The sequence below is a fragment of the Thiorhodococcus mannitoliphagus genome, from assembly GCF_010915725.1.
Classification (GTDB): Bacteria; Pseudomonadota; Gammaproteobacteria; order Chromatiales; family Chromatiaceae; genus Thiorhodococcus; species Thiorhodococcus mannitoliphagus.
In genome coordinates this window covers 18631-32120 of sequence record NZ_JAAIJR010000024.1, presented here as the reverse complement: position 1 = coordinate 32120, position 13490 = coordinate 18631, and the positions used below count along the sequence as shown (strand labels likewise).

Annotated in this window: 12 protein-coding genes; 3 read left to right on the top strand and 9 right to left on the bottom strand. The window is 63.3% G+C overall.

Going from position 1 to position 13490, the window contains the following annotated elements; all coding sequences use genetic code 11:
* Window positions 1-64 precede the first annotated feature (64 nt).
* The 9 genes from G3480_RS07975 to trkA form a co-directional block, all read right to left on the bottom strand.
* On the bottom strand, window positions 65-763 hold the full coding sequence (locus tag G3480_RS07975) for an REP-associated tyrosine transposase (RefSeq protein ID WP_164653352.1): 699 nt from the start codon (window positions 761-763) through the stop codon (window positions 65-67).
* Between the two features lie 142 nt (window positions 764-905).
* Window positions 906-1316, bottom strand: a complete 411-nt coding sequence (locus G3480_RS07970; RefSeq protein WP_164653351.1) for a 4Fe-4S binding protein — start codon at window positions 1314-1316, stop codon at window positions 906-908.
* 4 nt (window positions 1317-1320) lie between these two features.
* Window positions 1321-2403 (bottom strand): hydrogenase large subunit, encoded by a 1083-nt coding sequence (locus tag G3480_RS07965; protein ID WP_164653350.1) that lies wholly within the window; start codon window positions 2401-2403, stop codon window positions 1321-1323.
* A 3-nt stretch (window positions 2404-2406) separates the two neighbouring features.
* A complete protein-coding gene (locus G3480_RS07960) occupies window positions 2407-2814 on the bottom strand; it encodes an NADH-quinone oxidoreductase subunit C (RefSeq protein ID WP_164653349.1) in 408 nt (135 codons plus the stop codon).
* On the bottom strand, window positions 2811-3260 hold the full coding sequence (locus G3480_RS07955) for an NADH-quinone oxidoreductase subunit B family protein (RefSeq protein WP_164653348.1): 450 nt from the start codon (window positions 3258-3260) through the stop codon (window positions 2811-2813). The genes G3480_RS07960 and G3480_RS07955 overlap by 4 nt, the downstream gene beginning before the upstream one ends.
* A 109-nt stretch (window positions 3261-3369) precedes the next feature.
* Window positions 3370-4230, bottom strand: coding sequence for a respiratory chain complex I subunit 1 family protein (locus tag G3480_RS07950; RefSeq protein ID WP_164653347.1), 861 nt, complete (start codon window positions 4228-4230; stop codon window positions 3370-3372).
* On the bottom strand, window positions 4227-6200 hold the full coding sequence (locus G3480_RS07945) for a proton-conducting transporter transmembrane domain-containing protein (protein WP_164653346.1): 1974 nt from the start codon (window positions 6198-6200) through the stop codon (window positions 4227-4229). The genes G3480_RS07950 and G3480_RS07945 overlap by 4 nt, the downstream gene beginning before the upstream one ends.
* A 33-nt stretch (window positions 6201-6233) precedes the next feature.
* Window positions 6234-7688, bottom strand: a complete 1455-nt coding sequence (locus tag G3480_RS07940) for a TrkH family potassium uptake protein (protein WP_206171572.1) — start codon at window positions 7686-7688, stop codon at window positions 6234-6236.
* Complete coding sequence (gene trkA, locus G3480_RS07935; protein WP_164653345.1) at window positions 7688-9091, bottom strand: Trk system potassium transporter TrkA; 1404 nt, start codon at window positions 9089-9091, stop codon at window positions 7688-7690. Before trkA ends, G3480_RS07940 begins: the two co-directional genes overlap by 1 nt.
* Window positions 9092-9342: 251 nt before the next feature.
* Here trkA and G3480_RS07930 point away from each other — a divergent pair, with 251 nt between their 5' ends.
* The 3 genes from G3480_RS07930 (at window position 9343) to G3480_RS07920 (ending at window position 13373) form a co-directional block, all read left to right on the top strand.
* Window positions 9343-9990 (top strand): AlbA family DNA-binding domain-containing protein, encoded by a 648-nt coding sequence (locus G3480_RS07930; protein WP_164653344.1) that lies wholly within the window; start codon window positions 9343-9345, stop codon window positions 9988-9990.
* A complete protein-coding gene (locus tag G3480_RS07925) occupies window positions 9987-10970 on the top strand; it encodes a ParA family protein (RefSeq protein ID WP_164653343.1) in 984 nt (327 codons plus the stop codon). Before G3480_RS07930 ends, G3480_RS07925 begins: the two co-directional genes overlap by 4 nt.
* 141 nt (window positions 10971-11111) lie before the next feature.
* Window positions 11112-13373, top strand: coding sequence for an NADP-dependent malic enzyme (locus G3480_RS07920; RefSeq protein WP_164653342.1), 2262 nt, complete (start codon window positions 11112-11114; stop codon window positions 13371-13373).
* Window positions 13374-13490: the final 117 nt, after the last annotated feature.

Sequence of the window (13490 nt, the reverse complement as noted above, 5' to 3'; positions counted from 1 at the left end):
GGCAAGGTTTACAGCAGGGTACAAATGGGAGCACAGAATCTAGATTCATAAGGGGGGCAGATTGTCACTTGGTGTCGTCAGACCTACGTCCAAATCGTGTTGACCTGGAAGCCAATACTCCCAGCGAAACGGCGCTGGGAGTGTCGCCCTCCAGGGCGACACTTGCGAGCTCGATACCACACCCAAAGGCAAGATAGGGCCACTCCGCTGGCGCTTCGACCAACCCGGCTGTCACTGCATTGAACGCGATATAGCGCACCGTCGTTCGATAATGGGCCTCATCCCGGATGAACCGATCCCAGTAGCCCCGTTGCCAATGCGGCGCATACCCCAGCGCTTCGTCGGCGCGGAAGCGTCGTGAGGTGAAGCTCTTCCAAGAGCCGAGCAAATCACCCAGCCGTGTGCCTGGATAGATCCTTACCAGGACGTGCACATGATTCGGCATGACCACGCCAATGATCAGGTCATAACGATCGCCATCGAAACGGCGCCAAGCCTCCATGACCAGATTCGCGTTGTATGGATGTCGCAAAATGCATGAGCCGTAGCCGGCATCCAAGAAGGTCTCGATCCGCCTAGGCCGCGTGGCTTCCAGAGTGGCTCTGGTCGCGTTGATTTCGCCAAGCTCTCGCTCAAGCTCGATGAGAACCGCACGCGGCAAGCTGTCATCCAGACGATAGGTGATCGATTGGTAAAGACCGCCTTGGTCGAAATGCGGAAGCTTGTCGTGCTTGTACCAGCCTCGGTGCTCGCCGTCTGGCATCGGCGTCCCTCCCTGGCGCTGCATCCCCAGAAACACCGAATGCGCCTAGCCTGGCGCCTTGCCCGAGTTGGCCTAGAGGCCAACTCGGGCAGGAAGATGGCTGGGAGCGTCGCCCTCCAGGGCGACGGCGGCACCGAAGTGATCAGGACGGATGTGAGTCCTTACCCGGCAGTACAACCTTCGGACTCTCCGGCGGCGGCGGGGCCTCGTAGTCCTTACGGACACTCCAGATCTCCTTCGCCAGCATCGGTGGATGCGGGTCATTGCTCAGCGTGATGCAACCCTCGCGGCAGTCCTCGACGCAGTTCCCACAGAGGATGCAGAGGCTGTAGTCGATTGCCCAAGTCTTGTCCTTCTTGTTGGCCACGATGGCGTCGGTCGGACACTTGTGGGCGCAGATCGTGCAAAAGTTGCAGTTGTCGACCTTGAAGAGGATGTGTCCTCGGGTGCGGGCATAGGGTGTGCGGCGCTCGAAGGGATAGAGCCGTGTCACGGGCTTACTCAGCGCGCTGCGCGTGACCAGCGATGAAATCGGGAGCCAGGACCAGGACATCGGCTTACCTCTCGTTGCAGCTCACACAGGGATCGATGGTGAGCACGATCACCGGAACGTCGGCCAGCTCGCAGCCCTTCAGCATGTGGACCAGGGGCGCGATGTTGGCAAAGGTCGGTGTACGCACCCGGAAACGCTCCAGGTTCTTCTTGCCGTCGGCGCTGATGTAGTAGCAAACCTCGCCGCGCGGCTGCTCCAGCCGGAACATGGCCTCACCCTTCGGCCGCTTGCCCTTGACCGACACCTCGACCTCACCGGCCGGCATGCGGTCGAGACACTGGGCGATGATGTCGAAGGACTGGTCGATCTCGCGCACCCGCACGATGCAGCGGGCGTAGCAGTCGCCTTCCTGCTCGACCACGGGCTCCCAGTCCAGCTCGCCGAAGGCGGCATAGCCGAGTTTGCGGGTATCCTGGGGCACCCCGCTGCCGCGCAGTACCGGACCGACCGCGCCGAGAATATGCGCGTCCTCGGCCGTCAGGACACCAACCCCAACAGTGCGCTTCTTGACCGTCGGATCCTCGCGAAAGACGTCCGCAATCTCGTTGAAGGCGGCCTGGATGTCGCGCATCCGCCCCTTGACGGCCTTGAGCACCTCGTCGTCGACATTCTTGCGGATACCGCCGACCTTGCAGACGCCGAAAATGACGCGACCGCCGGTCGTCTCCTCAATGATGTCGACCAGCATCTCGCGGATGCGCCAGCTGTGCTGGAAGAGGCTCTCGTAGCCGAGCGCGTCGGCCGACAGACCCAACCACAGCAAGTGACTCTGGATGCGCGAGATCTCGCCCCAGATGGTGCGCAGGTAGACCGCGCGGGGCGGGACCTCGACGCCCATGAGCTGCTCGATGCCCTGACAATAGCCTTGGCCGTGGATGAAGCTGCAGATGCCGCAGATACGCTCGGCAACATTGGCCATTTCGATGAAGTCGTGGCGCTCCGCCAGCAGCTCGAGGCCGCGATGGACGTAGCCGATCGAGGGCAATGCCTGGACGACCCGCTCGTCGTCCAGCTCCAGATCCAAATGGATCGGCTCCGGCAGGACCGGGTGCTGAGGACCAAAGGGGACAATGGTGGTATTGGACATGGGTCAGCCCTCGGAGCCAGATGCGCCAGCCGCCGCTGGCTTGACCTTCTCTTTCTTGACGGTGACGTCACCGGAGAAGGGGATCTTGGTCTTGGTGCGCAGAAAATTACCGCCGTAGTCCACCGTCAACCCAGGCACCGCGATGCCGAAAAGATCCTTCAGCTCGTTCTCGTAGGTGAAGGCGGCGGGGAAGATCCCACTGAGGCTCGGCAGCTCGGCCCGATCCCGCGGGAGCAAGGTGCGGTAGTTGGTGCAGCGGTAGTCCTTGTCGTAGCTGATCATGATCTCGAAGTGGTCCGGCCGCGCCGTCCCAGTCATCTGCACCAGGCGATAGCCTTCGGCGCGATGCCGCTCCGCCGTGGACAACCAGTCGCCGAGTGCCAGATCGTTGAAAGGCTCGTCCAAACTCATACTGCCACCATCTTGCGTTGACGTTTACGGTCTTTCGCGCGCTGCTCAAGGATGTCGAGCGCCTGCACCACACCGTCGATGATACTCTCGGGCCGCGCCGCGCAGCCCGGCACATAGACGTCCACGGGAATCACCTTGTCGATTCCCCCATAGACGTTATAGGCATCCTTGAAGATGCCGCCACTGAGGGCGCAGGCCCCGATGGCGACCACCACCTTGGGGTCGGGCATCTGTGCGTAGAGGTTTTCGACCACCTTGCGGGACTCCTCATTCACCGAGCCGGTGACCAAGAAGATATCCGCGTGCTTGGGGTTGCCCGTATTGACGATCCCGAAGCGTTCGACGTCATAGAGCGGCGTGAGGCAGGCCAGCAGCTCGATGTCGCAGCCATTGCAGCTGGTCGCGGCATAGTGCAGGACCCAGGGGGATTTCTTGAGAAAGCTCATGATCGTGACCCAAGTGAGGCGCCCATGCCGTTTGCGGCTAGACGCACGGACGTCATGGACAGGGACGCTTGCATGGAAGTGGGCTCGAGGCTCGCCATCGGCATCGGCATCAAGAGATGAATGGCAGCAGCGCCAGATTGGTCACCCCGAAGACGACGGTCACCAACCAGGACGCCTTGAGCGTGCTCGACCAGGTGAGCCGTGCATTCGTATTGTCCACCAGAACCTCGGCGAAAAAGAGCACGACTGTAATGGGTAATGCGATCCACGGCCCCCAGGGCGCAAAGAAGAGGTAGAGCCAGCCGAGCAGGATGCTGTTCTCGTACCAGTGCCCGATCTCGACGATCGCCAGATCACTGCCCGAGAGGTCGGTCGTGATCCCCTTGACCAGCTCCTGGTGGCCGTGATGCGAGGAACTGAGATCGAAGGGCGATTTACGCAGCTTGATGGTCAGCATGAAGAGGAAGCCGATCAGAATCCCCGCGAGCTGAATCACCTGCCAGGGACTCCCCGAGACGATGTCAGACACCCGGAAGCTGTCGGTGACCAGGAAAAAGCCCAGCGGCACCAGGATGAGCATGGGCTCGTAAGCCATCATGAGCATGAGTTCACGCGAAGAGCCGATGTTGCTGAAGGGCGAGTTGGTTGCGTAAGCGGCCAGGCAGAGGAAGATACCCGACACCGTTAGCGCAAACAGGCTTAGCAGCAAGTCGCTCCCCAGAAAGAGGATGAAGCCCGAGACCACCATGAAGAAGAGAAAACCCCAGAGATAGAGCGTCTGCAGCGGGGTGACGACCAGAGTGTCCTTCTCGAAGAGCTTGAGCACGTCATAGACGGGCTGCAGGATCGGTGGCCCCTTGCGGGCCTGCATGCGCGCGGTCAGCCGCCGGTCGATGCCGGCGAGCAGGGCCCCCACAACGGGTCCCAGAAGGATGAATGCAAAGCCAAGCGACCAGGCGTAAGGCTTCATAGCAGGGCCCCTATCAACATCAAGAACATCAACGCGCCGCAGCCGATCAGCCCGACCCTAACCATGGTGGCCTCCTGAAGGAAACCGGACAGGTAATAGCCGCGGCTCTCGACCATGCGCTCCGCGCCCATGGCTCCGCGGTAGGAGGCGCTGCCGTCTACATTGGCCCCACTGAGATAGGCGCTCACCTCGGCGTATCGCGGCGGCCGCAACCAAAAGGCCAGGGGCATCAGGAAGAGTCCCGCGAGCATGATGCTCATCAGCATGATGGTCTCCCAGGGCATGGCGAAGCTCGGCGCGGCGATCAGCCCCAGGCTCGCCAGATGCTGCGTGTAGGGCAGGACGAAGCCGGTATCCGCCAGCGGGAAGAGTGCGCAGGCGATATAGGTCAATGCCGTCAGTGAGAACAGCGCGATGGCCTCGTCGCGCGGGATCGGCGCCGAACCCGGCGGCGCGCTGCGCGGCACGGCGACCAGCTTGCCCATCCACTTACTCCAAAAGAAGAGCGTCGGCGCACTGCCGAAGGCGAGGATGACTGCAAGCATCACACCGTCGCCCCACATGACATCCATGCTGAGGAAGGCCTGGAAGCAGGTGTACTTGCCGAGCAGCATGCCGAAGGGCGCCAAGAACATGCCTAGCATCCCGACCAGCAGCATGGCCGCGATCGTGGGCCGGCGATAGACCAGCCCCTCCATGTCCTCGATGTCGCGGCTGCCGATGAGGTGCTCCGTGGTCCCGACCGCGAGGAAGAGCAGCGCCTTGGCCACGGCATGGAAGAGGATGAGCAGGATGGCCGCCCACATGGTCGCCGCCGTGCCCACGCCGGCGCACATGACGATGAGGCCGAGGTTAGCGATGGTCGAATAGGCCAGGACCAGCTTGGCATTGCGCTGATTGACTGCGATCAGCGAGGTCGCCAGGAAGGTCAAGCCGCCGATCAGCGACAGCAGCAATCCAGCGAAGGTGTCATGGAAGACGGGCGAAAGCTTGATCAGGATAAAGACGCCCGCCTTGACCATGGTGCTCGAGTGCAGCAGCGCCGAAACCGGCGTGGGCGCGACCATGGCCCCCAGCAGCCAGGAGGAGAAGGGCATCTGCGCCGACTTCGACAGCCCTGCCACCGCAATCAGCACCGCGGGAATCAGCGCGAGGGCGCTGCCGCCCGCCACCAGTTGATCCAGCTCCCAGGTGTGCAGACCAGGCCCATGGGTCAGCCAGACGATGGCTGCGGCGAAGGAAACCCCGCCGATGAGGTTGAAGCCCAGCGCCCTGAAACCGTTGCGAATCGCCTCATCCGTGCCTGAGTAAGAGATCAGCCAGAAGGAGCAGAGCGTCGTCACCTCCCAGAAGAAGAACAGCCACAGTAGGTTGTTGGCGAAGACGATGCCGAACATGGCCGCCAGAAAGAGAAAGAGCACGAAGAAAAAGAGGCTGCGGCTGCGCTCTGGCCGCTGCTGCGCCGTATCGACGTCGCCGGCCTCGTGCTGACCCGCCGCATGGGCGAGGTAGTCATGCATGTAGCGGATGGCGTGAATGCAGATGAGTCCGCCAACGATGGCGATGATGAGCGCCATGAGCACGGAGAAGCTGTCGACGTAGAAGGGATGCGCGATCTCCGGATGCTGACCAAACAGCTCCGCATAGAGCATCAGCCCCGTCTGCACGACGATCAGGACGGGGATATACCACTCGCGGGGTTTGATCCGCCGGCAAAACCAGAGCAGCAGGGCCGCGAGCGCAACACCGCCCGCCATGAAGAGCCAGTCGAGCACATGCGTGAGCCCGTCACCCAGGGCGTAGAATTCAGGCCCCCTGCTCGCCTGCAGCAAGGCCAGCAACACCGAGGCAAGCGCCAAGGCGCCAACCGAGAAACGGATACGAAGCGCCTGCGCACCGACGGTCGGCGCCGCAGCGATGGCGAGACCCGCGATGAGAGAAAAGAGAATCAGAAAACTGATCAAGTACATCTCATGTCCTCAGAAGGAGGCATTGGAGGCCGGCTATTTCCGCCAGAATTGTGGAGTGAAGAGCACGAGCAGGGAGAACACTTCAAGCCTACCGAGCAGCATAGTAAAACTCAGGACCCAAATCTCATAGTCCGTCAGGCTGGCATAGTTGGTCCCGGGTCCGACGACCCCGAGACCTGGTCCCGCATTGTTGATGCAGGCGATGACCGCAGTAAAGGCCGAAATGAAGTCCAGACCGCCGAAGATGAGCAGAAAGGTTAGGGTGACGATACTCATGAAATAAAGGAACAGGAATCCCAGGATGGCGACAACGACGCCATTGGGGATAACTATGCCCCCAATGGTCACCGGCGCGGCAAGAGACGGATGCAAGAGACGGGTCAGCTCCCGCGAACTCTGCTTGACCAGGATCAAGGTTCGAAACATCTTGATACCCCCTCCCGTTGAGCCCGAACTGGCCGTGAAGGAGGACAGAAAGAGCATCCAAAAGGGCACGAAGGCCGGCCAGACCCCATAGTCGGTGCTCACGAAGCCGCAATCCGTCGCGAGCGAGACCAGGTTGAAGCTCGCGAATCTGAGCGCGGTCAGGAAACCGCCGTAAGTCCCGGCCTCCCAGAGATAGAGCGCGCATCCAACACAGCTCAGGACCAACAGCCCCACCACGGCGCGGGCCTCTCCGTCCAGCCAGAAGGGTCGCAAGCTGCGCTCACGCCACACCGCAAAGTGTGTTGCGAAGTTGAGCGCGGCCAGCGTCATGAAGAGGATCAGCACAGTCTCGATCAGGGGCGAGTCGAACTCCCCGATGCTGCCATCGCGGGTCGAGAAGCCACCCAGGCTCAAGGTCGAGAAGGCATGACAGATGGCGTCCAGCCATCCCATGCCGGCAACCTTGAGGCTCAGCATGCAGGCGATGGTGATGGTGAGATAGACACCCCAGAGGACGACGGCGGTATCCGCGATACGCGCCGTCAGCTTGGCGCCCTTGATTGGTCCTGGAACCTCGGCGCGCATGAGTTGCATCCCACCGACGCCGAGCAGAGGCAGGATCGCGACCGCCAGCACAATGATCCCCATGCCGCCGATCCAGTTCAGCTCGTGGCGCCAGAGATTGATCGAGGGCGGCAAGACATCCAGGTGAATCATGACGGTCGCCCCCGTGGTCGTCATGCCTGACATGGCCTCGAAGAAGGCGTCCGTGAACGAGAGCTGCAGATGCAGGAGCAGGGGAAAGGTCGCAATCGTCGCCGTGAGGAGCCAGGCGAGGGTGACGAGCATGAAACCGTCGCGCGGCTTGAGCGCGCGCTGGAACCCCCGGGTCGCCAGCGTCATGAGTCCGCCCGCAGCCAGGCAAGCAACCTGGCTCACGAGAAAGGTCAAGAAGGTGCCATCGCGATAGATGAGCGAGCAAATGATCGGCAGCAAATAGGTCAGGCTGAACACCATCAGCAGGCGCCCGAGGACATTGGCGACCGACAACAGCTCTGCCATCAGAAGTAGGCAAGCCCGACCTGAAGGTAGCGCTCGACCTGGCGGACCAAGCCCTTGCGCGCGACAAAGAGGATGACGTGATCCTCCGGCTCGATGACGAGGTCGTCATGCGCGATCAGCACCCGGGCCTGTCCGCTGCCCAGGCTGTCCTGGCTGGACGCGCGCACGATCGCACCAACACTCACGCCATCGGGCAAGTTCAGCGCGGCAAGGCGGCGCCCGATGACCTTGGACGTCGACATGTCCCCATGGACGACGAATTCGAGCGCCTCCGCGGCGCCCCGCCGGAGACTGTGCACCGCCGCGACATCCCCGCGGCGCACCCGCGCCAGCAGCGTACCGATTGAGATCTGCGCGGGCGAGATGGCAATATCCAGACGGTCGGCCTGCAAGAGATCCGCATAGGCACGCCTGTTGATGAGCGCCAGAACCCGGCGCGCGCCCAGACTCTTGGCGAGCAAGCCCGCCATGATGTTGTTCTCGTCGTCGTTGGTGAGGGCCAGGAAGAGGTCCATGTCTTCGATGTTCTCGGCATTGAGCAGATTCTCGTCCGTGGCATCGCCCCAGAGCACCAATGAGCCGTTCAGGCTCGCGCCGAGCGCCTTGGCCCGATCCTCATCGATCTCGATCACCTTGACCTGGTAGCGATCCTGGGTGGCGGTCGCCAGCCGACTGCCGATGTTGCCGCCGCCGGCGATCATGATGCGGCGCGTCGGCCGGTCGCGGCCGTGCAACTCGTTGAGCACCTGGCGAATATCGCGCCGCGCCGCGAGATAGAAGACCTCGTCACCGGGGCGCAGGCGCGTGTCGCCCGTGGGCGTAATCGGTTGGTCCTTGCGATAGATCGCGGCGATACGGGCGTCGATACGCGGGATGTGCTCGCGCAGATCCGCGACCGGATGCCCGACCATGGGTCCGCCCTCGACCGCGCGCACCGCCACCAAACTGACCAACCCATCGGCGAACTCCAGCACCTGAAGCGCCTCGGGGAACTCGATCAGCTTGATGAGGTAATCGGTAATGATCTGCTCGGGGCAGATGTTGAAGTCGACACAAAAGCCGTTGTCGTCCAGCAGCTCCGGGTGGCGAATGTAGTCACCGGACCGCAGCCGGGCGATCTTGGTCGGCACCTTGAACAGGGTCGCGGCGGTGCGGCAGGCGCAGAGGTTGGTCTGATCACTCTGGGTGACGGCGATGAGCAGGTCGGCGTCCTGCAGCCCCGCCTCACGCAGCACCGAGGGCAGCGCGGCATTGCCCGTCACGGTGCGCAGGTCCAGCCGCTCCTGCAGTTGCTGAAGACCGCGTGCGTCGAGGTCGACGACGGTGATGTCGTTGGCCTCGGAGACCAATCGCTCGGCGACCGAGCTGCCGACCTGGCCCGCACCCAAAATGACGATCTTCACGACAGCGGGCTCCTTGATTGGATCGACGCACCTGGACTCGTGGACGTTGATGCTAGCCTTTGGAGACTGAGCCGCCAATCGGCTTCTGCACCAGGATCTCGATCGGCGTGCGCGGCTCGCTATACTGCGAAGGCACCGAGCGCTTGGCGCGGCCGGGTCGCAGGGACCGGCTTCCCACCAAGCCTGCGGGACGAAGACCAGCCCGCCGAAGCCAGGCCGCGGCGTCGATACTGACACAGGTATTACTCCCCATGCTGACCCACGAGCGACTGGCCGAGCTTCTCGGCGATCTGGAAGCCGACAACATCGAGCGCACAATATCCGTCAACAAGACCGACAAGTTCGCCGAGGCCATTTGCGCCTTTGCCAATGATCTGCCCAACCGGCGGCAGCCTGGCTATTTACTGGTCGGAGCCTATGACGACGGCACCTTGTCCGGGCTCGAGGTCACGGATGAACTGCTGAAGAATCTCAGCGCAATCCGCTCCGACGGCAACGTTTTGCCTCAGCCCGTCCTCAGCGTACAGAAATACAGGCTGGAGGGTGGCGAACTCGCCGTCGTGGAGGTCTTGCCCTCAGACCTGCCGCCGGTGCGTTACAAGGGGCGCGTCTACATCCGTGTCGGCCCGAGGAGAGGCATCGCGAACGAGCAAGAAGAGCGCATCCTCAGCGAGCGGCGTGTCGCGCTGGCCCGCACCTTCGACGCACGCCCCTGCCGCGAGTCCGCTCTGAGCGACCTTGCCTTGGGCCAGTTTGACGCCTACCGCCGCGAAGCCCTCGACGCGGACACCATCGCGGAGAATCACCGCCCCCTCGAACTCCAACTGGCGTCCCTGCGCCTTTACGCCCCGGAATCGGCCAGTCTCACGCACGCCGGAATCCTCCGGAGACCGGCATGAAGACCATCGCCTTCTTCAACAACAAGGGCGGCGTGGGCAAGACCTCACTCGTCTACCACCTGGCCTGGATGTTCGCCGATCATGGCATCGACACGCTGGCCGTCGATCTGGATCCGCAGGCCAACCTCACCGCCATGTTCCTCGACGAGGCTCGATTGGAGACCTTGTGGTCGGACGACGACCATCCAGATACGGTCTTCGGCAGTATCCGGCCGATCCTGCGCGGTGTCGGTGACATCGCGACACCCCATGTCGAGCCCATCACCGCACACCTTGGATTGATCCCAGGCGACCTCGGTCTGTCTCGATTCGAGGACAAGCTATCGGATGCCTGGCCGCGCTGCCACAACGACGACGAGGGTGCCTACAGGACGATGACCGCCTTCCACCGGCTGATCTTGGCCGGGGCCGAGCGGGGGGCGGAGCTGGTGCTGATCGACGTCGGACCAAACCTGGGCGCCATCAACCGCGCGGCCCTGATCGCGTCGGACCAAGTCTGTATCCCGCTCGCTCCCGACCTTTTTTCTCTCCAGGGACTCAAGAACCTTGGACCAACCCTGCGCGATTGGGGACGTATCTGGAGCCATCTGGTGACCAAGGCGCCACCGGATCTGTCACTCCCAAGAGGCAGCATGCAACCGATCGGCTACATCGTTATGCAGCATGGCTTGCGCGACAGCCGGCCCGGTCTTGCCTACAAGCGCTGGATGGACCGCATCCCCGTCGTCTACCGGGAAGCCGTGCTGGATGAGGACGCGCATCCCTATCCACCGGTCGACCAAGATCCCTATTGCCTCTCGCTGCTCAAGCACTATCGCAGCCTGATGCCCATGGCGATGGAAGCGCGCAAGCCGATCTTCTTCCTGAAGTCGGCGGACGGCGCGATCGGCGCGCACATCGAGGCGGTCAAGAGCTGTTACGCCGACTTCCAGCGGCTGGCGGCGAGGATCGCCATCGAGGCCGGAATCGCATTCGCCTGAGCAACAAGCGCCCGGCGCGGAGTCGTCATCGCCTCGGACAGACTCCAGGCTTTGCAGGAATATTGCGCTGCAGCATAATGACAGGACAATAATGGCCGGGAGACCGCTTGTCCCCGGCAAGCGCTACCACCGGAGACCCCAATGTCGGAAGAATTCGACCAGAGTGCCCTCGACTATCACCGCTATCCCAAGCCCGGCAAGCTGGAAATCAAGGCCACCAAGCCGCTCGGTAATCAGCGCGATCTGGCGCTCGCCTATTCTCCCGGCGTCGCGGCGGCCTGCCGCGAGATCGAAAAGGATCCACTCACGGCCTCGCACTATACGGCGCGCGGCAACCTGGTCGCCGTCATCAGCAACGGAACCGCGGTGCTCGGACTAGGTGCCATCGGCGGGCTGGCCTCCAAGCCGGTGATGGAAGGCAAGGCGGTGTTGTTCAAGCAGTTCGCCGACATCGACGTCTTCGATATCGAGATCGAGGAGCGCGACCCGCAGCAGTTCATCGAGACCGTCGCCCGGCTGGAGCCCAGCTTCGGCGGCATCAACCTGGAAGACATCAAGGCCCCGGACTGTTTCATCATCGAGCGCGCGCTCAAGGAGCGCATGGGCATCCCGGTCTTCCACGACGATCAGCACGGCACGGCTATCGTGGTCAACGCGGCCATCCTCAACGGCCTGCGGACCGTCGGCAAGGACATCGGCCAGGTACGGCTGGTCACGGCGGGCGCCGGCGCTGCGGCCCTGGCCTGCGTCGACCTGCTGGTCGAGATGGGGCTGCCGAAGGAGAACGTCACCCTCACCGACATCGCCGGCGTGGTCTACGAAGGCCGCACCGAGGAGATGGACCCCTACAAGGGCCGCTACGCCATCGCGACCGACAAACGCACGCTCGCCGAGGCCATCGACGGCGCGGACATCTTCCTCGGGCTCTCGGCGGCCGGCGTACTCAAGCCGGAGTGGCTGGAGCGGATGGCCGAGCGTCCCATCATCATGGCGCTGGCGAATCCGGTCCCCGAGATCATGCCCGACCTCGCCCGCGCGGCGCGTCCGGACGCCATCATCGCCACCGGCCGCTCGGACTTCCCGAATCAGGTCAATAATGTCCTCTGCTTCCCCTTCATCTTCCGGGGCGCCCTGGACTGCGGCGCGAGCGAGATCAACGAGGCCATGAAGATCGCCTGCGTCCGCGCCATCGCGGATCTCGCCATGGCCGAGCCCTCGGACATCGTGCGCGCGGCCTACGGCGGGCACCAGCTCCAGTTCGGCCCAGAATATCTCATCCCCAAGCCCTTCGATCCGCGCCTCATGGAGCACCTGGCCCCAGCGGTCGCCCGTGCGGCCATGGAATCAGGGGTCGCGACCCGTCCGATCGAGGACCTGGAGGCCTACCGTCAGACCCTTGGCCATCGCGCCTACCGCACGGGCATGACCATGAAGCCCGTCTTCGATCAGGCCCGGCTCGCACCCAAGCGCATCGTCTTCGCGGAGGGCGAGGACGAGCGCGTACTTCAGGTCGCCCAGCAGGCGGTCATGGAAGGCATCGCGCGACCCATGCTGATCGGCCGCCCGGAGGTCATCGGCAACCGGCTCGGCGAGCTGGGACTGAGCATTCGCCCGGATCGCGACTTCGATCTCATCATCCCCTGCGAGAACCCCAACTTCGACAATCATTGGCAGGCCTTCTACGACCGGGTCAAGCGTCGCGGCTATGCCCCGGACGAGGCACGCGAATACATCCGCAACGACCCCACAGTGCTGGCCGCGGCCATGGTCCGCTGCGGCGACGCCGACGCCATGATCTGCGGCATCGTCGGGCGCTACGCCCGCCACCTCAAGCACGTCGAGGAGGCCATCGGCACGGCACCTGGCGTGCGCAAGCTCACGGCCATGAATGCGGTCGTGCTGCGCTCCGGCCCGCTCTTCATCGCCGACACCTATGTCCAGACCGACCCGAATGCGGAAGATCTCGCCGAGATCACCCGCCTGTGCGCCGCCGAGGTCAAACGCTTCGGACTGGTGCCCAAGGTGGCCTTCGTCTCGCACTCCAACTTCGGCAGCCACGACTCGCCGACCGCGACCAAGATGACCGAGGCACTGAGGCTGCTGCGTGGCCAAGACCCCGAGCTGGAGGTCGAGGGCGAGATGCACGCCAACCTCGCCTTCGACGCCATCGGTCGTCAGGCGCGCTTCCCTGAATCGCGCCTGGAAGGCCGCGCCAATCTGCTGATCATGCCCAATCAGGATGCGGCCAATATTGCCTTCAACCTGCTGAAAACCATGAACGAAGGTGGCGCCTTCGGGCCCATGCTGCTGGGCACGGCAGCCGCGGCGCACATCGTGACACCCAGCACATCCGTCCGCGGACTGCTCAACATGACGGCGCTCGCGGCCGTGCAGGCGGGCTGAAACGCACACCGCTGCGGCCGCCACTGGGTTGAATGGGCCTTGCGCATCAACCAGGTCGAGCCATGCGGAAGCGGCGCCCCGCCACGATCAAGCGTCCGTCGCGGCGGGGCGTCGCTG

Excerpts from the sequence above, each read along its gene's own strand:
- G3480_RS07975 (WP_164653352.1), bottom strand. The coding sequence starts at position 763 with ATGCCAGACGGCGAGCACCGAGGCTGGTACAAGCACGACAAGCTTCCG.
- G3480_RS07930 (WP_164653344.1), top strand. The coding sequence starts at position 9,343 with ATGCTGACCCACGAGCGACTGGCCGAGCTTCTCGGCGATCTGGAAGCC.
- G3480_RS07960 (WP_164653349.1), bottom strand. The coding sequence starts at position 2,814 with ATGAGTTTGGACGAGCCTTTCAACGATCTGGCACTCGGCGACTGGTTG.
- G3480_RS07925 (WP_164653343.1), top strand. The coding sequence starts at position 9,987 with ATGAAGACCATCGCCTTCTTCAACAACAAGGGCGGCGTGGGCAAGACC.
- G3480_RS07945 (WP_164653346.1), bottom strand. The coding sequence starts at position 6,200 with ATGTACTTGATCAGTTTTCTGATTCTCTTTTCTCTCATCGCGGGTCTC.
- G3480_RS07970 (WP_164653351.1), bottom strand. The coding sequence starts at position 1,316 with ATGTCCTGGTCCTGGCTCCCGATTTCATCGCTGGTCACGCGCAGCGCG.
- G3480_RS07955 (WP_164653348.1), bottom strand. The coding sequence starts at position 3,260 with ATGAGCTTTCTCAAGAAATCCCCCTGGGTCCTGCACTATGCCGCGACC.
- G3480_RS07965 (WP_164653350.1), bottom strand. The coding sequence starts at position 2,403 with ATGTCCAATACCACCATTGTCCCCTTTGGTCCTCAGCACCCGGTCCTG.
- G3480_RS07940 (WP_206171572.1), bottom strand. The coding sequence starts at position 7,688 with ATGGCAGAGCTGTTGTCGGTCGCCAATGTCCTCGGGCGCCTGCTGATG.
- G3480_RS07920 (WP_164653342.1), top strand. The coding sequence starts at position 11,112 with ATGTCGGAAGAATTCGACCAGAGTGCCCTCGACTATCACCGCTATCCC.
- G3480_RS07950 (WP_164653347.1), bottom strand. The coding sequence starts at position 4,230 with ATGAAGCCTTACGCCTGGTCGCTTGGCTTTGCATTCATCCTTCTGGGA.